Below are 22,381 nucleotides of genomic sequence, written 5' to 3'. Positions count from 1 at the left end.
GGCATTTATTAACTTTGTCTTTTTAGGTAAGCACACAGCAAAAGCTCAGCTTTCACTAATAAAAATCAATGCGATAGCGTATTACACTTCACTACCGTGAACTTTTATCTTGCATTAACACATAACAACTATTCCTAACCGCCCCTTTATTGATATATTATAACAAAACATTTATCGTATTTGTTTAATCTAATTAAGGGTCACTACTATGAGCAAACTTCCCGTCACCGTGCTCTCTGGCTTTTTAGGTGCAGGTAAAACCACTGTGCTCAGCCATATTTTAAATAACCGTGAAGACAAAAAAGTGGCTGTAATCGTCAATGATATGAGCGAAATAAATATCGATGCAGCAACAGTTAAAAACGATGTTTCGCTTAGCCGCGGCGAAGAAAAACTAGTAGAAATGAGCAATGGTTGTATCTGCTGCACACTGCGTGAAGACTTACTCATTGAAGTACGCACTTTAGCGCAAACGGGCCAATTTGATTATTTGGTTATTGAGTCAACGGGTATTTCTGAGCCCCTTCCTGTTGCCGAAACATTTACCTTTGCCGATGAAGATGGCGTGTCACTTTCTGATGTTGCAAGGCTTGATACCATGGTCACGGTCGTTGATGCCGTTAACTTTTTAAACGACTTTAACGAAGCCAAATTTTTACAAGAAACCAACGAGCATTTAGGTGATGAAGATGAGCGAAGCGTAGCAGACTTACTTATTGATCAAGTTGAGTTTGCTGATGTTATTTTAATTAGTAAAACAGACTTAATTAGCGCCGATGAACTTGAGAGTTTAAAAGCCATTTTAAGCTCATTAAATACTTCAGCAGAGCTTATTGCCATTGAAAATGGCCAAGTTGATATCAATAAAATTCTCGGCACGGGCCTGTTTAACTTTGAAAAAGCTCAGCAAGCACCTGGCTGGCTAAAAGAGCTGCGCGGCGAGCATACCCCAGAAACCGAAGAGTACGGCATTAGCAGCTTTACTTACCAAGCCCGCCGCCCTTTTCACCCTGAAAAATTTTATAACTTTATTCATAACAATCAACGCGAAGGCAAACTACTTCGCTCTAAAGGCTATTTTTGGTTAGCCTCTCGACCACAATTTGCTTGCCAATGGAATCAAGCTGGCGGCATAGCCCGCTATGGTTTTGGCGGGATATTTTGGAAAGCCTTACCGAAAGATCAGTGGCCAACAGATAGCGACTACTTAGACTCAATTAACCAAGTATGGCAAGAACCCTTTGGTGATATGCGCCAAGAGCTGGTTTTTATTGGCCAAAACCTCAATCAAGCAGCGATCATTCAAGCTCTCGATAACTGCTTACTCAGCGACGAAGAACTATTAGCAGGCAAAGCGCTTTGGCAAACCCTGCCCGACCCATTTCCTGTTTGGGAGGAAGCATAATGACAGCTTACGCATTTGAACATGATACTGATAACCTCCCAACAACAGTAGCAACGGCATTAAGCCCTGTGGTGTTTTCGCAAATTTATAAACCAGAGCAGAACATTGCAATTTGGCAGCGTAACTTAACTGAACAGCTGCAATCAGAAGTAGCTGAGAGTATTACAGCCAACCCAGAGCTCAGTATTAACGCTGTGATCAATCAAAATACCATTGTGGCTGACATAAATAAGGCCCTTGAAAAACTACCTCAAGCAGAAGAGCTTAAAGCCGACCTCGCTCAGCTTGTTGATATGTTTTGTTATTTATTTGAGTTAAAGCGCACCGGATTACGCCTAAGAGTACTGGAACGTGCCATGTGCCCACGTTTTCATGTTGACAGAGTCCCTTGTCGGTTAGTCAGCACCTATTGTGGTAGTGGCTCACAGTGGTTGCAAAATGCAGGACTTGATCGGACTAAACTTGGCGCAGGTCACCAAGGATTAAGTGATGAAAAGTCAGGATTAATGACAGCTAATACTAAAATTCACTCTCTTAATGTGGGTGATGTAGCCCTATTAAAAGGCGAAACTTGGCAAAATAACGAAGGCAAAGGCCTTGTGCACCGCTCACCAGCACTCGCTGCTGGCGAAAAACGGTTACTTGTAACCCTTGACTTTATTGCTTAATACGAGCGTACCAACTGCGTCTATTAATTCTAATAGGCGCTATTTCATTCAAGAACACACTACAACTGCTCATGGCTTTAAATTAACGAACAGCATACTGAGCGCACTTGCAATTGCCGATAGGGCAAACATCCTTAGTAACAAAATTAAGGCATTCCTTGCACCACCAGCAAAAGTGCCTTTAAAGCTTAATGGGTAGCCATGAAAAACCATTAAATATAACACGTTAAAAAGCCCTACCCGCATCCCGTCAATTTCATGGGTATCACCATTTTTTAAGTGAATTTCACACACATGCAAAGTGGGTAATCTAATTCGTCGTTCGCCAAACTTTCGTTTGCGTTTTAGATCCATCGTGTAGTGAAACAAAACCTCTGCGATTTGGTTTTTAGCAATGGTGAGAGTGTGATTTTGGTGCTCTTTAAAAGTCAATTTATCAATTTTGAGCTCACCCTTGCTTATGCTCATTGCCCATTTAGAACCAAAGCCATACTTCTTGTAAGTCATGATGCGTTTGGTAATAAACACCAATAAAAAGCTTATAAGGCAAATTAAAAAAGCCAACCATGGGTTAAAAGCATCGACTAAATAAAAACTAGATAGCGAAATTGCGCATACCATAAGCGCGAATAACACTTCGGCCCACCCAGATAACGTCGCTAAGCCTGGGAGAGATTCTAGTTCTGTTATTGACTCTTCAGTTAGTGACGATTTTCCTTTAAAGGCAGCATATCGAAACCATTTTTTATCATTTAAATCCAGTTCTAGTGAGTGCTTAGCCATCGAGCCCATAAAAATCCCTTTTGTATTAATGCTTAATAGAAGCAACCCTTTTGTTCCTTAAACTTATACACAACCAAAGCTCGCACGTAAATACTCAAAGAACTAATAAGTTAAGTCCCCTTAGCTAATGGCCGTGCTGTATTTAATCAAAAACCAGCTAAGCTTCGTATAATAAAGAAATTAATTTGTGTGAGTTGATATGGAGCGCCTTTTTCAAAATAGCCGGTTTTTAGTCATCATCGCGATTATCACTACAGCAATTTCATCGTTACTTGTTTATATAACCTGTGTGAACATCGTTTTTAATGTTGTTAAAGCAACGGTTATATCTTTGCCTGACTCTGCTAAGGGAGGGAAAGAGATGATAGTCGAGCTTTTAAAAATTCTGGACTTATTACTGATTGGTATTACTCTTCAAGTTATTACCATCAGCCTTTACCGGCTATTCATTTCGCCTGCAACCACAAAGAGTAGCCAGTTTTTGGCCGCCTTTCATATCGAAGATTTTCATGACTTAAAAATTACCTTAGTGCAGGTAACATCCGTCATTTTAGTGATTCTGTTTTTAGAACACGCTGTTGAATTCGGCGGCACAATAGAAACCCTCTACCTTGGTATTTCTATTGCGATTGTGGTTGCCGCTTCGACCTTTGCATGGCGCTCAATGAAGTAGTGAACACTCACATACGTATGTTTACGTTTTTAGGGTAACGTAGCTGATCTTGAATCTTCATTGCGGTATTAAGCTGCTCTTTTGGCTATCTTCAGCTAGTTCGAGAAAATCAATTTTTGAGCACTAAAAAAGGCGTAACAGCTTATGTTACGCCTTTAAATTTAAGCGCTAAAGTGCAAGCGCTAATATTTGCTTAACTTTAGCTAAGTCAATATCACCATGTTCACCTAGCGTAGTTATCTCATTCTTTTCTAAGTTTTTAACAACCGCGTCTATTGCTTGTTCATCAAGTTCATAGTCAGCAAGGCGCGTTTTCACAGCCATTGCTTCGAAGAAGTCTTGCACTGCTTTAATCGTTTTATCGATTTGCTCAGCTTCATCGCTATAATTAAAACCAAACACTCGCTCACCAAGTTGCTGTATTTTAATAGACTTTTGCTCTTTTTGAACATGCATTAGCGCAGGTAAAACAATCGCCAGCGTTTGTGCGTGATCAAGGTTATAAAGGGCCGTTAATTCATGACCAATCATATGCGTAGACCAATCTTGCGGTACACCCTGACCAATCAAACCATTCAGTGCCATTGTAGCCGACCACATAACATTGGCTCTTACATCATAGTTTTGCGGCTCGCTCAGCGCTTTAGGGCCTTCGCTGATCAAGGTTTGTAAAATACCTTCTGCAAAGCGGTCTTGTAATGGCGCATTTACTGGGTAAGTTAAGTACTGCTCAATAACGTGTACAAACGCATCTACAACACCATTACTTACTTGGCGTTCTGGTAATGAAAAAGTATATTCAGGATCAAGCACTGCAAAAACAGGTTGCACACTAGGTGATGAAAAAGCACGTTTTTGCGCAGTCTCTTTTTTTGTAACCACTGAGTTACCGTTACTCTCAGAGCCAGTTGCAGGTAAAGTTAAAACTGCACCAATAGGAAGCGGGTTACTAAACTCAGCACCTTTAACAAGGATATCCCACGGCTCACCTGCAAAGTTATAAGCTGCTGCAACAAACTTAGCGCCATCAATAACGCTGCCACCGCCAACAGCTAGAATAAAATTAACATTCTGCTCTTTAGCAGTTGCCACAGCTTGCATCAGCGTTTCGTATGTTGGGTTAGGTTCAACACCACCAAACTCAATCACGTCAACATCGGCTAATGTACTCATTGCTTGGTCGTATACGCCATTTTTCTTTATTGAGCCACCACCAAAAAGTAATAGTACTTTAGCGTTTTCTGGTAAAAGTGACGTGATCTCACTCATTTGACCTTTACCAAACAAAATTTCGGTTTGATTTTTATAAATAAAGTTCAACATTTAAATGCCCCTTAAATTAGGTTTAAATTGCTAATTAGCTAATTTACTTAGCTAACATTTCTAAAAGTTTTTCTGCTAATAATTTATCTGAAAACGGGTTTTGCCCCGTAATCAGTTCGCGGTCAACAACTACGTTTGGCTGCCACTCACTAGCGAATGCCATATTTCCACCGGCTTTTTCCATTGCCATAGCAGGATAAAACTTAAGCTTTTTACCTTCTAAACTGTTCTCAAAAACACGCTCTTCAGGGTTTGAAAAAATAGTCATTTTGTAGCCATCATAAATCCAGTTGTTGGCCGCTGCCTTTTCGCCATCTTTTATCGCTTGATAATAAGAATTTGGCTGAACTTGTGCCGACAACAACGTAATTGGGCCATGGCAAATTGCCGCTGTTGGTTTACCTTGCTTATTAAAATGACGCAAAATTTCACCCACTTCTGGGTTGTTTGCTAAATCAATTAAAGGCGCATGGCCGCCTGGGATAAACACAGCCTCATATTGGCTTAAGTCACCCGCTAAAATTTCGCTTAAACTTGCGGTATCTTTGATATCTGGTAGCGATGCTACAAAACGCTGAATGCTCTGCATTTTAGCTTCATTACCATCAAAGTAGTCGGTACTCACTGATTTTTTATCTACTTGAGGCGCATTACCTTTGGGTGTTGCAAGTACAAGCTCATAACCCGCATCGACCAATGCTTTCGCTGGCACACCAAACTCATTTAGGTAGTAGCCTGTTTCAATGCTCTGGCCGTCAGCTAAATCCATGGTTGTTTCACTTGATAAAATAACCAAAACTTCGCCTTCACCCGCCACTGCAAACATCGACATAGTTGATGCAGCAACAAGCGTTAGTCGCTGTAATATCTTTTTCATAAATCATCCTCTTAGAAAGTGCAGCCATCATAGTTGGTTTGCGGGGCGAGTAGAATTCGGATAAATTAAGAGGAGCAATCAGAATATTTATGGCTCGTACAGTTACATGTCTTATCTCACGCAATTAAAAACCTTTGTTGAAGTTTATCGTTGTAAAAATATTACGAAGGCAGCGGCTAATTTAGGCTTATCTCAGCCTTCGGTGACCTCACACATTCAAGCAATGGAAGCTGTAGTTGGTAAACCTTTATTTGAGCGCAAAGCCCGCGGTGTTACCCCCACTGCAGCGGCACATGATTTAGCGCTGCAGGTTTCTGGTCATATCGATATATTAGAGCAAAAGATCATGTCGATACGGGCACGTTCTGATGCCGCACATGGCACTATAAATATCGCAGGACCTGCCGAATATATTAGTAGTGTGTCAGGGCCACAAATTGCCAACTTACTACAATCTGGCAATGTAAATCTTGTTCTGCATATTGGTAATAAAGTGAGAATTTTTGATGCCTTGCAATCAGGAACTGCAGATATTGCTATTGCCGCATCAGCGCCTGATCCAGCACTATTCGATAGCCTAGTGCTCGACAAAGAAAAACTAATTTTGGTAATGAACCGTCTACATGGAAGAGAAATCAAAGACAGCACCATTACCGCAGATTTACTCTCAAGCTACAATGTCGTTGCTTATGATGAAGAGCTGCCTTTAATAAGACAATACTTTGAAGCTGTATTCAACGCAAAATGCCACTCAAACGTCATTGCTATTTGCCCAGATATACGTGCTATTAGCAATATTATTCGCTCAGGCATTGGCTATTCTGTATTACCCGATTATCTTTGTCGCGATCAGATAAAAGCCGGAGAGCTTGTGCAACTAGGGCCCGAAGGCCCAGAAAACATAATTTACTTAGTTTGGAACAAAGGGGCATTAAAACACCCCAGAATTGCATTTGCCAAAGATGTTATTTCGGCCTTTGCAAATATTAATTACTTTGCAAACTAAGCAAGGCTTGCTTTGCGTCTAGCAGTTTTACTCGTGGGGCAAGCGCATTTAGTGCGATTAAATGTAGCATTTCAGATACTGTTGTACTCACATCCGTTAAAACTGCCACATCGTACTCTTTAGCTTGCTCTGAGATAGCTGTATGAGTCACACAGTTTTGCGTCATCATGCCTGCGATCAAAAGTTTTTTAATACCATGCTGCTTTAAGACATCTTCTAAATTAGTTTGATGAAAGCTGTCTGCATAGTGTTTTACAACCACATGGGCACCTGGTGCTGCATTTAAAATATCAGGATGAATATCAACACCTTTTGTACCTTCATTAAAAAATGGCGCTAAACCCTGAGAAGGATCAGCAACATGCTGAATATGAATAGGTAAAACCCCGCGCTCTGTGGCTTGTTTTATCACATCGACGAGCTGATCTTTTACTTGTTTAGCCTGCCATAAAGGAAACGCGCCATCTTCAAAGTAATCATTCTGTAAGTCGATAATTAGTAATGCTGTGTTTGTCATTGTATAAACCCTTTTTCATTGTATTGACGCCTAGTTTGCTGAATTTTTAACGTATCAAACAGTGACCCAAACACCATTTATCGATAATATTGGGCCAAAGTGTTTGATAAGGCTTTACCATGAATGTTGCAGTATTTGCATTTCCTAATATCAGCCCATTTCATCTTGCAGTACCATGTATGGTGTTTGGTGAGGGCGCTCGCTCGGCAGGTATCAAAGAATTTAATTTAACAGTGTGCAGCGAATGTGAACAGGTAATGCCCTCAAGTGCGGGGTTTGATATTCAAGCGCACCACTCAATAACAAAATTTGATCAGGCAGATATTATAATTATTCCGTCTTGGCCATCCCCTGAAACTGCCCCCTCTAAAGAATTAGCAACCAGTTTGCTAAACGCTCATAGCCGTGGCGCTATTATTGTAGGGCTTTGTTTAGGAGCTTATGCGTTAGCACACATTGGGCTTTTAGATAATATTGAAGCAACCACCCACTGGGCATACAGCGATGACTTTAAAGCTCGCTTTGCAAAAGTGAAACTTAACAATCAAGTACTTTACCTTGAACATGACCAGCTTTATACATCGGCAGGAACAGCTGCAGCTATTGATTGCTGCTTATATTTGGTTCGCAAATTTTTAGGAAGCGAGCAAACTAATGCTATTGCCAGAATGATGGTAACGGCTCCGTATCGCACTGGTGGGCAGACACAATTTATTGCCCTACCCGTCCCCGAAAGTGTTGCTGATGAGCGCTTAGCAAGCTTACTTGAACAGATGCAAAAAAACTTAGCCTGCAACCATACGATTGATAAACTCGCAGAGCAAATGCACATGAGCCGGCGCACCTTTACCCGCCACTTTCAATCGCTTACAGGACAGAGCGTTGGGCAATGGCTATTAAATCAACGTTTAAACCACGCGCAGCGACTACTTGAGTCAACTGATTTACCATTAGAACATTTAGCCGAGCAATGCGGTTTTGGCTCATCTGTTACTTTACGCCACCATTTTCGCTCTCAGTTTGGTTTATCACCGCGAGACTGGCGTAATGCATTCCGCCAAGCGTAAAGCTTAGGTATAATCTGTTTTTCGACTCGATTTTGGTTTTTAAATGAAAAAGCTTTCTAAAGTACAATTAAAACAGCAAGCCCTTGTATTAAATGTTGCCGACGCCCTTGAAGAGCAAGGTCGCGCAGAGCTCGAAGGCATGTTGCAATGCTGGTTTGATGTGGAGTACCACTTATTCCCAGGCTCATTGCTATTATGTTTTCAATTTGAAAACCAGCAAACACTCGATGCAGCGACCCCAGAGCTATTAAAATGGCAAAAACGCCTTAGTGGCGCAATGCTGAAAAAAGGCGTGATTTTAAAAGACATGCGCAGGCATTTAGTGTTTACCCTAAAAGGCCCAGACGATTAAATGGGTAAGTTGCGGGTTAGCAAGTTAGCAAGTTAGCAAGTTAGCAAGTTAGCAAGTTAAAAACACCAGAGTGACTACCACTTGTGTCAAGTAACTAGCTAACTCGTTGAGTTTTTAATCTGACTTCTAACGACTGATATCTAATAGCTTCATTTTTGTTCGGCGTTAAAACGCCTCCTATAACTCGCATCTCGTCCCTCGATACTCGTATCTTTCCCCTTTACTCTTTCCCCTAACAACTCGCTAACTTGGGTATTTTTATTCTGAGAACGCGGGGTAAACCCGCTGCTACCAGTGCTGCGTTAAAACGTCTCGTATCTCGTCCCTCGGAACTCGTACCTTTCCCCTTTACTCTTGCTAACTCGCTAACTTTACTGTTTCTAACTAGCTAACTTATTCCAACACCTGCGTACTTAACACCAGATAACAACGCCATATCTTTGTGCCATGTTGCTAAATCATTAGCATTAAACTTAGCTAAAGAGTCATGACCACATGCCCTAGCCATTACCGACATTAACTCAGTTGAAGCTTCAAAAAAGTTCTTTAATTGATTTGCTGACTTTTCAATATTTAAGCGCTGACGTAAGTCTTGCTTTTGTGTCGCAATCCCTGCTGGGCAGTTATTGGTGTTACACATGCGTGCAGCAACGCAGCCAATTGCTTGCATTGCACTATTCGAAATCGCCACCCCATCGGCACCAAGAGCAAGCGCTTTTACAAAATCAATTGATAAACGTAAACCACCTGTAATGATCAAAGTAACATCACTTGCGCCTTGTTCATCTAGATACTTTCTTGCTCTGGCAAGTGCAGGAATAGTCGGTACGCTAATATGATCCCTAAAGATCTCAGGGGCTGCGCCTGTACCGCCTCCACGACCATCAAGAATGATGTAATCGGCACTCGCATCGAGCGCAAATTGAATATCTTCCTCAATATGATTAGCACTCAGTTTAAAACCGATTGGAATACCGCCCGTTACCTCGCGTACTCTGTCAGCAAACTTTTTGAAATCGGCGGCACTGTGTAAGTCTTTAAATGTTGGTGGTGAAATCGCCGAAGTGCCCGCTTCAATTCCTCTAACCTCAGATATTTTGCCAACATTCTTATTGCCGGGCAAATGCCCACCAGTGCCCGTTTTTGCGCCTTGTCCACCTTTAAAGTGAAAGGCCTGCACATTCTTTAATTTATCTTCGCTATAACCAAAGCCTGCACTTGCTAACTCATAAAAATACCGTGAATTGGCTTGCTGCTCTTCAGGAAGCATCCCCCCTTCACCCGAACAAATACCTGTACCAGCAAGTTCTGCTCCTTTTGCTAAAGATACTTTAGCTTCTTCAGATAAAGCCCCAAAACTCATATCAGAAACAAATAATGGAATAGCCAGCTTTAATGGCTTTTTCGCTCGCGGGCCAATCACAAGCTCAGTATTAACAGCAACATCTTCCATTAAAGGTTGCGTTGCCATTTGCGCCACCATTAGCTGTAAGTCATCCCATTTAGGTAATTGATATCGTGGCACGCCCATCGACACCATAGGGCCATGGTGCCCAAGCTTAGATAATCCTTCACGTGCTAATTGATGGATAAGCTCAACGGTGGGTTCCTCTTTGGTTGCTGTAGCAACTGGCAAATCAGAGGCTTGAATTTGCACGCCAGGCCCTTCTTGACCAACTTGGCTTTGATCAAATTGTTTGTGACTGCCATCACAAAACGGCGCATTGGCAGTGTGCTTACATTGGCATAAATAGGCATCGCCCGACTCTTCTGCTGTAAATGCTTTGGGCTTGAAATCGGTTCCGGCATGTGAGCCATCACAAAATGGCTGGTTTTTAGACCGCCCACAGGCACAAAAATAGTATTCTTGCCCCTGCTCTAAGGTGACTTTTTTCGGCGAAACGGCTGCAATTATGGGTTTGCTCATTATTGTTCCCTCACGGTTGCTACATTACATTGCTATGTTCAAGGTACTGCGATTGAGGTAAGTATTCATTCTAGGCTTACTTGCTTTACAAAGGGTAGTTCAGCTCAGTTAAATAACGAGCTTTTAAGCGCCTAGAAGTTCACTTAGCTATCGCTAATCGACTATATAACCGCAACAAGCAGCCAAGATATCAGCCATTTCGTATTTTAAGGTAAGAGGTTAATCGGTTTGTAAGCCGCTTTAGGGTAATTATCACAAAGAGGAAAAGAGGCGCTGCGTTTAAGAGGAATTATTAAAAGCAAACTTCACAGATATAACCCATTGTAGATCTTTATTTATGGCGAAAAGCAATCGTTAACACTCACGGGCTGAAGCCCGACTTACAAATTACCTCTTTGATAATAACCATCGCGCGAAATAAATTTCACGCCTACGGGCAAGTTTCAGCTTGTTTGTTGGGTTTTAAATCTTATAGCTTAAAGCTCTTTTGATTTAATCTGATTCTAACGACTGATATCTAATATCTCTATTTTTGTTCTGCGTTAAAACGCCTCCTACAACTCGCATCTCGTTCCTCGAAACTCGTATCTTTCCCCTTTACCCTTTACCCTTTACCCTTTCCCCTTTACTCTTTCCCCTTGCGACTCGCTAACTCGTTGAGTTTTTAATCTGACTTCTAACGACTGATATCTAATATCTCTATTTTTGTTCTGCGTTAAAACGCCTCCTACAACTCGCATCTCGTTCCTCAGAACTCGTACCTTTCCCTTTAACTCGCTAACTTTACTCTAGAAACTCGCAAACTCATTCCACTCCCATTTGCTTCACATGCTCAACAAGCTCGGGAAAGAATGCTAAAAATACCGCGTCTAATTGTTGGTAGTGACGGGCTATATCGTCAGCAGCTCCTGCAAAATTATTAGCAAAACGAATACGCTTGGCGATGTTATCAAGGGCAAGGCCGACCCCATCGAGGGTTTCATATTCTTTAAACCAATCATTGTTGGTCATACTGGTCACAACTTGCTGCATACGCGAAGGCATCATGGCTTGCCTGGCATTTAAAAGCCCATAACTGTGCTGTTTGAAATCAGCCAATGGTTGGTCATTAAAGCGCTGCCAATGCTGAATAAGAAAATGATCGAACGCCACATCAATCGCGACACTTGCAAAGCGTTTACGTGCTGGCGAAAAGTACTGCTTAGCCTCTTTTACAAGGGGATGTGAGTCAGTAAACCTATCAACCAAATAATGATTTTCAAGGCCATTTTTAACCGTATTGGGTAACTGCGCAGAATACCGACGCCCGCCAAAATCCCCCAGCAAATTACCAAAATGTGAATCAGCCGTCGGTTGTGCTAAATAAAGGTGAGCCAAGTAGTTCAACGCATTCTCTAAATTAAGTCATTTTATGCATTGTAAAAGAATACAGGTGAAAGGGTCTAGGGGCAGGAGTTGCGAGTTAGCAAGTTAGCAAGTTAGCAAGTTAGCAAGTTAGCAAGTTAGCAAGTTAGCAAAATTGTGGCAGCGGTTTTATATCGCGTAATCAAATGCCTGGTAGGCGTTATGCTTGCATGGCACGTTTTAAATAGATCATCGCGCGAAATAAATTTCACACCTACAGTGCTAGGTGCTAGGTGCTAGGTGCTAGGTGCTAGGTGCTAGGTGCTAACAGCATAGTGTTGGTTTTGGATTCGTAAAGGGGGCTCCCTATCCAATCTACTTTTTTCGGCGTTAAAACGCCTCCTACAACTCGTATCTCCTCCCTCGAAACTCGTACCTTTCCCCTTGTAACTCGCTAACATTACGGGCTAAAGCCCGACCTACAACTCACCCGTTGATTTAAGAAATATCGCGCGAAATAAATTTCACGCCTACGGGTATGCATTTCAATTTAACTATGTGCTGGCACAATCCAATCTAACTTCTAACCACTGATATCTAATATCTTCTAACGCCTCCCACACCTCGTATCTCGCTAACTTTTTCGTCTGATAGCTGATGGCTGAAAGCTGACGGCTCCAAACGTTGAGTTTAAATCGCTCTAACCAACCTACCAGCTAATAGCCATAAAATAACTCACCTTTATGACTTTAAATTAAATGCCAACATTAAAAGAGCCGAAATGATCGCAGAAAGAGAAATTAACCGCATAATCAAAATAACTATATTACCTGCACCGCCTGAAGTTGTACCTCTGAATAGTAGCGGGTATTCGTGGAATTTTAAAAGATACAGCACATCAAAAAGACCTACTCGCATACTATCTAGCGTAACAACATCGCCACTTTTCTGATGAATTTCACAAGCGTGTAAATTGGCCGTTTTTTCGTTCACAATATGACCACTTCTACCGTGAAAAGTATAATTAAAAATGACTTCTTGGATATCGCCCTTAGCGATTTGCAAAACTTTTGAAGCTTTACCCTCTATTGCTTGCCTATCTATTTCGAGTGAGTCTTTAGATATACTCATAACCCACTTACGACCAAATCCAAATTTGTTATAAATCACAATTCGCTTGATAACAAATACACAGAGATAACAACTCACACAAGTTACAAAAGCAGGTATCGGCTGCATCGTTTCTTGAAGCACTAGGCTCATTACAGCAATAGCGATAGTCATAAAGAAAAATAAAAATTCAGCTCCGCCCGACAGCACAGCTAGGCCCGGTAGCGACTTTAGTTTTGTATTGGAATCAGCCTGCAATACTGGCTTTTTATAGAAAGTTGAATATCTAAACCAAACTCGGTCGCTCAGGTTTAAATCTAGGGAGTGCTTCGAAAGTGGCTGATTATAGTCCATTATTTAACTTTCCATTTTTAAAACACAATTTTGCCATTACTTTCCCATTAAGCCAACATTCCTACTTAATGATATATTTCCTTTACGTTCAAGTACTAAACTAACTGCCCCAAGGCGCTTCGCGCTACATAGAGAAAAACAAAATTTATTACGCGCGAAATAAATTTCACGCCTACAGTAACGTGTTAAGCCATAGTGATGTGCAGGAACAATCAACTCAAAACTTATAGCTTAAAGCTTACAGCTCTTTTGTTTTAATCTGACTTCTAACGACTGATATCTAATATCTCCATTTTTGTTCAGCGTTAAAACGCCTACACTCGTATCTAGCCCCTCGAAACTCGTACTTTTCCCCTTTACTCTTTCTAACTTGCTAACTTGCTAACTTTTCAATCTGATAGCTGAAAGCTGATAGCTCCTTCTCCTAGCTACTCACTAACTTGTTGGGCTTCGCTCAGCTCCACCCAACATACGATAAGAGCTATCCTTTACTCCCCAGCAAATTTTAACATTCGCGTTTGGTCGGTAAGTTCAATATCCACCAGCTCATATGGGGCTTTGGCTGCTTGAGTGACTGCAAAAGGCATGGTGAAACTGCCGTAACTATCAATCTGTTTAGCAACTTCAACCGTTGCCAGTTTGATGCGCTCACCTTTATTACCTTTGCCAGTTAACGTAGCACGAATAGCATAGCGGCCAGAGTCAGTCACTTGCACTGGCACCTTGGCTTGGTATTTGTTATTACCAAGCACAGTGACTTTGGCTTTATCCATACTGATGGTTTGTGAGCTATGTACAAATGGCATTTTTATAGAGCGTTTTACCGTTTGACCATTCACTTTAGTGTCTACACTGGCCTCAAGCTCATAGTAACCATTTACGGCACCTAAGGTCTCAAGCGGGTAATTAAATACCGCTTCACCATTTTCGTAACGTACATCTAACTTTTCGCCATCAGGGCTTGAAAGCGTTAACTTCACATCACTATCTTTAAAGCGCTTTTTACCCATACTAAGCTGCATAGCAACACGTTGGTGCTGATCTTTCACTTTAAACTGCGATTTAGCATGTAAAGCATTGCTCGAGCCTTTTTCAATCACGTGCAGCAAGTAAGTGTCGTCGTCGTTAAGGGCTTGGCTTGTTCTTAACATTGCTTTGCCATTTACCTGACCAAGCTTCAATCCAACACTACCATCGCTAAATCCTGCATTTTCCATTTGCTTACGTGCAACCATGGCTTGCATTGGCATTTGTCTAAAGTTGTCATCTCGCACCGACAGCTTATCAAGCTGTAAGCCATGAGGCTTAAATACTTCGCCACTATCAAAGCGTGCTTTTGGTGCAATGCGAATAAAGTTATCAGCTTGGTTTACAAAGACAGGCACACCGCGCTTAAGCTCTTTACCCGAAACTTTCTGCCAATATTCAACACTGTCTTTTTCAAGTGTTTGTAGTTGAGCGCTTGATGCTGGTTGAACTTGAGGGAATTGATAAACCGTTTGCTCATTAGCTTTCGCTGCTGTGCTTACAAGCACTATTGCAGCTGCAATTGTGGTTAACTTATTAATCATAGCGGGCTCCTAAATTCGGTTTTTAAGCATGTTTGGCAAGCCAAAACAGTTACGTCGACTTTGCTGATGACTTAAAGGCTCACCACCTTGGGTTCGTGATTTATCGGTAAACCACACCACCCCAGCTAACGACTGAGAACTGCAATTTAAAAAGCCATCTGAGCAGCTATCTAACCAGTTTTGCGTTACTTCAAGGCCCACTTGATTTTGATAACCGCCACAATAGCTATCGCTATCCCATACAGCTGATTCAACATCACTGCCCACCACGGTTTCGAATCGAGACGGTAAATTTGGGCGGTTCGGTGTGCCATACAGCCACTGTGCGTTATACGATTCCATCCAGGATACTTGTTGTTGTTTTACTGCATCGCTGCCGTAACCTAAAAGCCAACCCAAGCTTTGCTCGAACGAATTACCCGCAATAACCGCATCAGCCAACGGCGTACCACCACTTGAAGGAGCCAGAGCAATAGTACGCGTGACTTTGCTAATAATATTTGGATAGCGGCTATCCCATGTTGGGTTAGATAAAATCCAACGCACTACATTACCGCCATTAGAATGGGTGATCAGGGTTAAATCAGTGATGTTTTTATTATTGATAAATGTAGTGAGCTGCCCTGCTAAACAGCCAGATGCCGCGTCTGCCCACATGTATTGATCAAAGTCACAATTAATGACCGTGTAATTACTACTGTTTGGTAAACCTTGACGAACCGTGTCGACAAAACTGCCTGTCCAATAGTCATTATACGCATCGCTTTGCTGGCCTGTACCGTGCACAAATGCGACTCCTTGCGCAGCAAAAGCACTGTGGCTGATACCCGCTGCCAACATTAAAGCTGGCACTAGTGAGAGTGTTTTTATTTTCATGTGTGTTCCTGTTGATTGTCATTTTATCTATCAGGTTGGAGGAGTGACCTCCGACCAAAAACATAGACCAAACAGGTACGAAAGCAAGAATGAATTTACATTAATTTAACTTTTGTGCGTTTTTTAAGTACAAATTATTAGGTTTTAGGAGAAAAAGAAGGGGTGAGATGCGAGATGCGAGGTGCGAGGTGCGAGGTGCGAGGTGCGAGGTGCGAGGTGCGAGTAAACTTTCCCCTTTACTCTTTCTAACTTGCTAACTTTCAATCTGATAGCTCTTTTGTTCATCGCGCGAAATAAATTTCACGCCTACGGATGAGCATTTCAATTTAACTACTCGCAGGCACAATCTAATCTAACTTCTAACAACTGATACCTAATATCTCCATTTTTTGTTCGGCGTTAAAACGCCTCCTACACCTCGTATCTCGCAAACTTTCCCCTTTACTCTTTCTAACTTGCTAACTTTCAATCTGATAGCTGACGGCTGAAAGCTGATAGCTCCTTTACCCTTTCCCCTTGTATCTCGCTAATTAGTTGGGTTTCGCTCCGCTCTACCCAACCTACCAGCTCGCTAACTTATGCTTTTACGAACCATATAGCGCTTTCATCAATTGGCGCAGGTTCTTTTGATTAGTTTCCGTCTTAACCAGTGCTTTTAAACGGCTTTTAACCTCTGGTTTTGACTTCGCTTGTTGACTTAACGCCGATATAGCGGCACTTCGAATATCTTTCGGGTTACTAGCGTCAGCAAAGGCATAAATACTATCTAATTGTTCTGCGTCTAACTCATTATTACCCATTGCCTTTAAAATCGCCCCTTGCGTTTTACTATCAGTTTCTTGATTTAGTTGATTACTCAAGTAATTCAAACTGGTTTTACTTGGCATTTTTGCCAATGCCTCTGCCGCATTTAGGCGTAATCTTGCACTGTCGCCAGCTAAATAATCTCCAATAAGCTGTTGATGATCATAGTCTCCACTATTGCCCAGTGCGGTGATTAGGGCTGATGCTTTTTGCTCCGTTGCACTTGAACTTAATGAATCAGCTAACTTTTCTGTTAACTGACTCGAAAACTCACTGCCCTGCTGATTTTTTGCAATCGCCCCCATTACCATTAAAGCACTATGAGCCAGCTTTGAATTTTCTTCATCAAGACCATATGACATGGAATACTCAAAAATCGCCTCAACCTGCATGTCAGTTAAGGGTTTTTCACTGTATTTTAGTGCCATTAAACTTCTAAAGCGCTGATTTGGAGAAAATAAACCAGGCTCAACAAATACCTCTGTCAGTAATTGTTTTGAATTAACTGAGTCATGCTTACCTAGGTACATAAACAATTTACTTTCCAAAGGATCTGCAATTGATTTAGTTGAAATAAGCTCTTTTAAGCTCATCAAATACTGATCATTGTCATAAAGAAATTGCAGAAGCGTTTTTCGGTCTCCCTCTAGCCAATCCATACTTTTTAAAGCTGTGATAAACGTTTCAGTATTTTTTAAGGGTTGAGGCGGCGCTTTAGGGTAAACCCAATCTGTGCTTAAATTCTCCCATTGATTAGGGTCTTCAGGTAATTGTAGTAACCTTGCATCACCGGGTATCGATTGATTTGAGCGATTTAAACTTAGTGTTTGCAGTACTTCAATATTCATACTTCCATCACTACTACTGACTTGAATATGACTATTTCCGAGGGTTTTTGTTAACCAGCACTTATCGTTTTCAAAAGTAAACTCATCACTAATAATGTTCGCCGCTTCCAACTGCATTAGCTTTTTCGCAGCATTAGTGCTTTGCCTAGTGTCGGTTGGTACTAAATAACTGAGTTTATTTCGCTTTAGTTTGTTATCAGCTAACACTGTGTAGAGTGATTTGTACTGACCAATATCATCACGCTCTTTAACCCAGTACTTATCCCCCTGTAAATTTTCAGGGGGTTTTGCACGGTGAAAGGCACGGTATAAAGCAATCAGCTTTTGTTGATCGGCCACTTTTAATTTAGCGTTAAACCGATAATCTAAAACTTCACCTGAGCTATTGCTAATTTTCACAGCAAAAGGCACTGCATACTCATTGCTGGTACTCACTGTTTTATTCAACTTTGCTTGAGCTTGGTACAGCTCAAAACCCAACCAGTGAAATTTCTCTGCAACTAACAAAGGCCGATAAATTAACCGCCCTAGCAAGTCAAACTGGCTTTTTGAGGGGCTATTCATCGAAACAATATTAGTATCTGCTTTTGATTGAAGTTCACCCCAAACAGTACAATGAGGCACTGCATAAGCGGCCGAAGCATAGCCTAATAAAGTGCCAAATAATAAACTCAGTTTAATTAAACGCATTATACCTTTGCCTTCATACTAATAATTTAAGGTTGCTGATTCGTCTAAAATTGTCCAGCTTTTATCGTACAAGGTACTGGTATCGTAGATAGTTTGAGTTTTGGTTTTTGTCTTAATCTTGCAACACCACTTGTATTTAGGGTATTTCACATAAACATAAAATTCACCGGAAATAGCCTCAATATCATTTGTTACATCAATTCCTAAGGTTATTTTAGAATCAGTGATAGCTTTAGCTAAATCCGCATAAAGTGTGGCATTAAATGTATCTGCAATAATTAAGAAGTCGATACCAACACCGCCACTTGCAACGCCCAAATTTATTTCTGCAGTAGCATATGCATCCATGCTGGCAGTAACAATATCTCCCCCTAAGTCAATTCGGCTATTGCTATAAGTTAAACCAACTCCTAAATCCAAGCTGCCAGTGACGCCAGCCTCCACTGTCACCGGAACAATTACAATGGTGAACGTCGTTTCAACCACTTTTTGCTCTTCGCTCCAGCTATATCCTAAAGACTTGTCTAAGGCCGTTAACGTGTCACCCTCGTCAATTAAAGTGTCACCCAGCACACTAAAGTTTGCTGCATAAGTAATCTCACCATCACTTACATTTGCACTCGCTTCAGCACTGGCACTAACCAAACTCGCTGATTTATCAAATAGGTAAAGATCTAAATCTGCTTCAACTAGCCCCTCGGCTGAACCACCATTACTAGAAGAAACATTCATATAGCTATAAAAAGAAGGGCTGATTGCTACAGCATCACTGTCACCATAAGTAGCACTCCAACTGCCAACTTTTGCCAACGTTGTTGCTGCTGAAGCTGTAGTCTGCATCGCTGATGCTGACGCTATTGTTGTTTTATTACTATTTAGCTCTACCGATTCTGCAGTACTCACTTCATCATGATAAAGCGCATAAGGTACTTCAACGGTAATACTATTATTTTCGCTATGAGCTTCAATTTCATCAGAGTTGTCGTGGAAGGTAAATGTCATGCTAAAACTGTTTTCACCACCATCGTGATCAAAATTATCGTGTATCGCTTTTAGCAATACGCCATTTACTGCAACATCCCAAGGAAAGTAATGAGATTGCTCATGGTCAGGAAACTTAATACGCATCGTCTCCATATAAGCTTGCGCTTGCTCATTCCATAAGTGAGCATGATAAGTGGTTTCGCCGATGGTTATTGTTGCACTGATGTCAGCCTCGTTGACTGAATTACCAAATTTGGTGGCATTAATAAAGCCTATTAAATCAGGTACTTTCTGTGTTGGTTCACCAGTACCTGTGGTATCTCGTTTACCCGGACCAGGAAAAATAGCAAAGCCGTCGCCAACTTTAAGTTTATCTAAAACAAAATCATGATAATGACCATCGCTAATGGTTACTGAGCTGTAGGTTGTTTCGTCACCAGACTCAATGCCACGCGACTTATTATCTGTAACATCAACTTCACTTGAGATCACACCACTTGTATCAACAAAAGCGGCAATAATAAATTCACCCGAAACGAGATCTTCATTTGGCAAAATTAATGTTGCCGTATGATTTTGCTCGCCTTCTTGTAACTGCTCAATATAAAACTCACCCAAATCGTAGCCATCAGGCTCATCTTCAGTTTCGAGCTCAGCGACTTTACTTCTTTCAATTAAAATAAATGAAACACCAACATGTTCATTCGTTAATAAGGTTGTTTCGGTACTGAAATCAACTGTGATCTGTTGCCCTGGTTGATAAACGTCATCAGACACTGGGCTCATAGATTTCAAAGCGACATTAGCAACAGCTTCTTGTTCGGTAGAGTCATCATCAGAACACCCAACTATTGAAAGTAGGGATAAAGCCAACACAGCACTAATCCTTTTACACTGATTCATATTACGATTCCTAATTATTGATTGTAATTTCGACAAACTATTAATTAATAAAACTCATACTTCTACTCAAAGTCCGACCGACTTATTTTCGAAACGGTTAAGCTTTAACCCACCCAAATTGGGGTACAAAAGGTTCATATTTCAAAGGGTAAATCACAATAATGGATGAATTATGGAGGGATAAAAATTTTTAATAGGTGCGAGGGACGAGGTGCGAAGTGCGAGATGTAGGAGATGCTTTAACGCCGTACAAAAAGGAGATATTAGATATCAGTCATTAAAAGTTAGATGGAAAATACAAGTTTGCGAGTTAGAAAGAGTAAAGGGGAAAGAGACGAAATTCGAGTCGTAGGAGGCGTTTTAACGCCGAAAAAAGAGTTATTAGATATCAGTCGTTAGAAGTTAGATGGAAAATACAAGTTTGCGAGTTAGAAAGAGTAAAGGGAAAGAGACGAAATTCGAGTCGTAGGAGGCGTTTTAACGCCGAAAAAAGAGTTATTAGATATCAGTCGTTAGAAGTTAGATTAGATTGTGCCCGCACATAGTTAAATTGAAATGCTCATCCGTAGGCGTGAAATTTATTTCGCGCGATAAACATAAGAGCTATCAGATTAAGAACAAAAGTTAGCGAGTTAGCAAAGGGAAAGTTTGCGAGTTCGGGGAAATTTATCCTTTCCCCTTTCCTCTCGCTAACTTATCGAGCTTCGCAGTGCTCTGCCCAACACGCTGTTATTAATACCCTTCAAACCTTGTTGCACAACCTATGCCTATGCACTCAACACCACTGTCGAGTTCTAACAGCTCTAAATTATAGCTTTTGCTTACATCTACTTTTTTTAGTGGGTTATTAAAAAGGCTGATATCTACTAAATTTGCATGTTCACGTAAATCAATGTTTTTTAATTTGTTATTTGACAAAAAGAGCACTTGAAGCATAGGGTTTGCTGTTAAATCGATAGTGCTTAAGTGGTTATTACTGGCGTAAAGTGCAGTTAACTTTTTATTATGGCTGATGTCTAAAGAGCTAAGCTGGTTGGCATCTAGGTTTAGTTCGCTGAGCATCTTGAACTTGCTTAAATCTAGGTTTTTTAACTGATTATTTGCAAGCTCAAGGTTACGAATACCACTCGGTATATTTACTTTTGTGAGCTTATTGCCCGACAGATTAAGTTGATACAGTTCAGAATTAACAAGCGTCAATTCGCCTGTCAGCTTATTATCTTTAAGATCAAGCCATGTAAGTTTACTGTTAGTGCTTACATCAAGCTTTGAAAGCTTATTACCACCCAGCATTAAAGTCTCTAACTCTTCGTTGTTACTTACATCAATACTCGTAAGGCTGTTTTGGCTTAAATCAACACGGAAAAGCTGGCTGTTGTGACTTATGTCGATTTCGGTCAGCTGGTTTGGCACTTTCTTATCGGCAGGCCTGCTTGTAATGCCACCAATTTCACCAACTATGAAGCTATCTCCTTCATTACTGAGGACGAGTTTTGTTAAGTTACTGAAATGCTCAACCCCTTTGGCTGAAGTAATACCGCGATCTCTGCAATGTATTTTTGTCACCTCCCCCACAGTTTTATAGCCACTTTCTTGTAAACACGTTAAGAAATTAGCATCTGCAACCACGGCCTCTATTGGTGTATCGTCATTAGCCGAAGCACCAGCAACCCCAAGATTTAACACAAGCAAACAGGCCAAAGCCCTTTTAATGCGCACAAAGTTCCCTTTTAACATTCTTTCACCTTAAATTTTCAACAACATAATCAGGTGGTTAAGTAAGAGGTTTCGCCACCCAATAGCAAAGCATGCATAATACAGGTTATTTGATGTTTGTACCCATATAAATACAGAAATTCTTCCGAAGTTGTTTTTTAATGGGTTCGCGCGAAATAAATTTCACGCCTACAGCGCTAGGTGCAAGGTGCAAGGTGCAAGGTGCAAGGTGCAAGGTGCAAGGTGCAAGGTGCAAGGTGCAAACAGCATAGTGTCGGGATTAGGATTGGTAAATAGGTTAGGCAAAAAGAAAGACCTGACCCCATAGCTTCCGCCCGCTTTCTTTTCTGTATAGCGCCTCATCGGCTTGAGAACACTTGGGGTCTTGCATTTTTCCTGGACCAAACACCAATCTCACGTTTAATACTCTCCCCCGTCATCACGCCCTGAAAATAAGTAATTGATGAGTAGTTCATTTCATGGATGAAATCAAAGCCGTGACTTCGCCATGGATGGCGATTACACGGCGTTTACGTTCACATCAATTAATTATTTGAAGGATTAAGCGTGATGCTCGGGTGGC

At 41.2% G+C, this 22,381-nt stretch carries 18 protein-coding genes; 6 read left to right on the top strand and 12 right to left on the bottom strand.

Annotation, left to right across the window (positions count from 1 at the left end; translation table 11 throughout):
* The first annotated feature begins 208 nt into the window (after positions 1-208).
* Together zigA and WA256_RS00945 are read left to right on the top strand one after the other, a co-directional pair.
* The gene (gene zigA / locus WA256_RS00950; RefSeq protein ID WP_335988341.1) at positions 209-1,405 is read left to right on the top strand and encodes a zinc metallochaperone GTPase ZigA; all 1,197 of its coding nucleotides are present in this window, start codon (positions 209-211) and stop codon (positions 1,403-1,405) included.
* Positions 1,405-2,073 (top strand): DUF1826 domain-containing protein, encoded by a 669-nt coding sequence (locus WA256_RS00945; protein WP_335988339.1) that lies wholly within the window; start codon positions 1,405-1,407, stop codon positions 2,071-2,073. The genes zigA and WA256_RS00945 overlap by 1 nt, the downstream gene beginning before the upstream one ends.
* Positions 2,074-2,142: 69 nt before the next feature.
* On the opposite strand, the gene WA256_RS00940 is transcribed toward WA256_RS00945, so the two are convergent.
* Positions 2,143-2,856: a hypothetical protein gene (locus tag WA256_RS00940; protein WP_335988337.1), complete on the bottom strand. Its 714-nt coding sequence runs from the start codon at positions 2,854-2,856 to the stop codon at positions 2,143-2,145.
* A 199-nt stretch (positions 2,857-3,055) separates the two neighbouring features.
* On the opposite strand from WA256_RS00940, the gene WA256_RS00935 reads away from it, so the two are divergent.
* A complete protein-coding gene (locus WA256_RS00935; RefSeq protein ID WP_285220772.1) occupies positions 3,056-3,529 on the top strand; it encodes a YqhA family protein in 474 nt (157 codons plus the stop codon).
* Between the two features lie 168 nt (positions 3,530-3,697).
* Here WA256_RS00935 and WA256_RS00930 read toward each other — a convergent pair whose 3' ends face one another.
* Together WA256_RS00930 and WA256_RS00925 are read right to left on the bottom strand one after the other, a co-directional pair.
* Positions 3,698-4,852: an iron-containing alcohol dehydrogenase gene (locus WA256_RS00930; RefSeq protein WP_335988333.1), complete on the bottom strand. Its 1,155-nt coding sequence runs from the start codon at positions 4,850-4,852 to the stop codon at positions 3,698-3,700.
* A gap of 43 nt (positions 4,853-4,895) precedes the next feature.
* Complete coding sequence (locus tag WA256_RS00925) at positions 4,896-5,729, bottom strand: type 1 glutamine amidotransferase domain-containing protein (RefSeq protein ID WP_335988331.1); 834 nt, start codon at positions 5,727-5,729, stop codon at positions 4,896-4,898.
* 106 nt (positions 5,730-5,835) lie between these two features.
* Here WA256_RS00925 and WA256_RS00920 point away from each other — a divergent pair, with 106 nt between their 5' ends.
* Positions 5,836-6,735: a LysR family transcriptional regulator gene (locus WA256_RS00920; protein WP_335988329.1), complete on the top strand. Its 900-nt coding sequence runs from the start codon at positions 5,836-5,838 to the stop codon at positions 6,733-6,735.
* On the opposite strand, the gene WA256_RS00915 is transcribed toward WA256_RS00920, so the two are convergent.
* The gene (locus tag WA256_RS00915) at positions 6,716-7,252 is read right to left on the bottom strand and encodes a cysteine hydrolase family protein (RefSeq protein WP_335988327.1); all 537 of its coding nucleotides are present in this window, start codon (positions 7,250-7,252) and stop codon (positions 6,716-6,718) included. The two genes, WA256_RS00920 and WA256_RS00915, sit on opposite strands and share 20 nt — an antisense overlap.
* A gap of 119 nt (positions 7,253-7,371) precedes the next feature.
* On the opposite strand from WA256_RS00915, the gene WA256_RS00910 reads away from it, so the two are divergent.
* Positions 7,372-8,319: a GlxA family transcriptional regulator gene (locus WA256_RS00910; protein WP_335988325.1), complete on the top strand. Its 948-nt coding sequence runs from the start codon at positions 7,372-7,374 to the stop codon at positions 8,317-8,319.
* Positions 8,320-8,362: 43 nt separating this feature from the next.
* A complete protein-coding gene (locus tag WA256_RS00905) occupies positions 8,363-8,671 on the top strand; it encodes a hypothetical protein (protein WP_054560743.1) in 309 nt (102 codons plus the stop codon).
* 388 nt (positions 8,672-9,059) lie between these two features.
* Here the strand turns inward: WA256_RS00905 and WA256_RS00900 are convergent, their stop codons facing one another.
* The 8 genes from WA256_RS00900 to WA256_RS00865 form a co-directional block, all read right to left on the bottom strand.
* Complete coding sequence (locus WA256_RS00900) at positions 9,060-10,598, bottom strand: glutamate synthase-related protein (RefSeq protein WP_335988322.1); 1,539 nt, start codon at positions 10,596-10,598, stop codon at positions 9,060-9,062.
* Between the two features lie 804 nt (positions 10,599-11,402).
* Entirely contained in the window at positions 11,403-11,984 is a 582-nt protein-coding gene (locus WA256_RS00895) for an acyl carrier protein phosphodiesterase (protein WP_175083627.1), read from the bottom strand.
* 699 nt (positions 11,985-12,683) lie between these two features.
* Positions 12,684-13,406, bottom strand: coding sequence for a hypothetical protein (locus WA256_RS00890; protein WP_335988318.1), 723 nt, complete (start codon positions 13,404-13,406; stop codon positions 12,684-12,686).
* A 488-nt stretch (positions 13,407-13,894) separates the two neighbouring features.
* A complete protein-coding gene (locus WA256_RS00885) occupies positions 13,895-14,977 on the bottom strand; it encodes a DUF4785 domain-containing protein (protein WP_335988316.1) in 1,083 nt (360 codons plus the stop codon).
* A 9-nt stretch (positions 14,978-14,986) separates the two neighbouring features.
* Positions 14,987-15,853: a hypothetical protein gene (locus WA256_RS00880; RefSeq protein ID WP_220094672.1), complete on the bottom strand. Its 867-nt coding sequence runs from the start codon at positions 15,851-15,853 to the stop codon at positions 14,987-14,989.
* 584 nt (positions 15,854-16,437) lie between these two features.
* A complete protein-coding gene (locus WA256_RS00875; protein ID WP_335988312.1) occupies positions 16,438-18,195 on the bottom strand; it encodes a HEAT repeat domain-containing protein in 1,758 nt (585 codons plus the stop codon).
* Between the two features lie 18 nt (positions 18,196-18,213).
* Positions 18,214-20,082 carry a hypothetical protein gene (locus WA256_RS00870; RefSeq protein WP_335988310.1) on the bottom strand — a complete coding sequence of 623 codons (1,869 nt, stop codon included), beginning with the start codon at positions 20,080-20,082 and terminating at the stop codon, positions 18,214-18,216.
* A gap of 732 nt (positions 20,083-20,814) precedes the next feature.
* Entirely contained in the window at positions 20,815-21,819 is a 1,005-nt protein-coding gene (locus tag WA256_RS00865; RefSeq protein WP_335988308.1) for a leucine-rich repeat domain-containing protein, read from the bottom strand.
* Between the last annotated feature and the right edge of the window lie 562 nt (positions 21,820-22,381).

Origin of the sequence: Pseudoalteromonas sp. CH_XMU1449-3, from assembly GCF_037027245.1 — a bacterium.
Taxonomy (GTDB): Bacteria; Pseudomonadota; Gammaproteobacteria; order Enterobacterales; family Alteromonadaceae; genus Pseudoalteromonas; species Pseudoalteromonas shioyasakiensis.
Note: the sequence above shows the minus strand (reverse complement) of the source record. Positions and strands in the feature narration are given on the sequence as shown.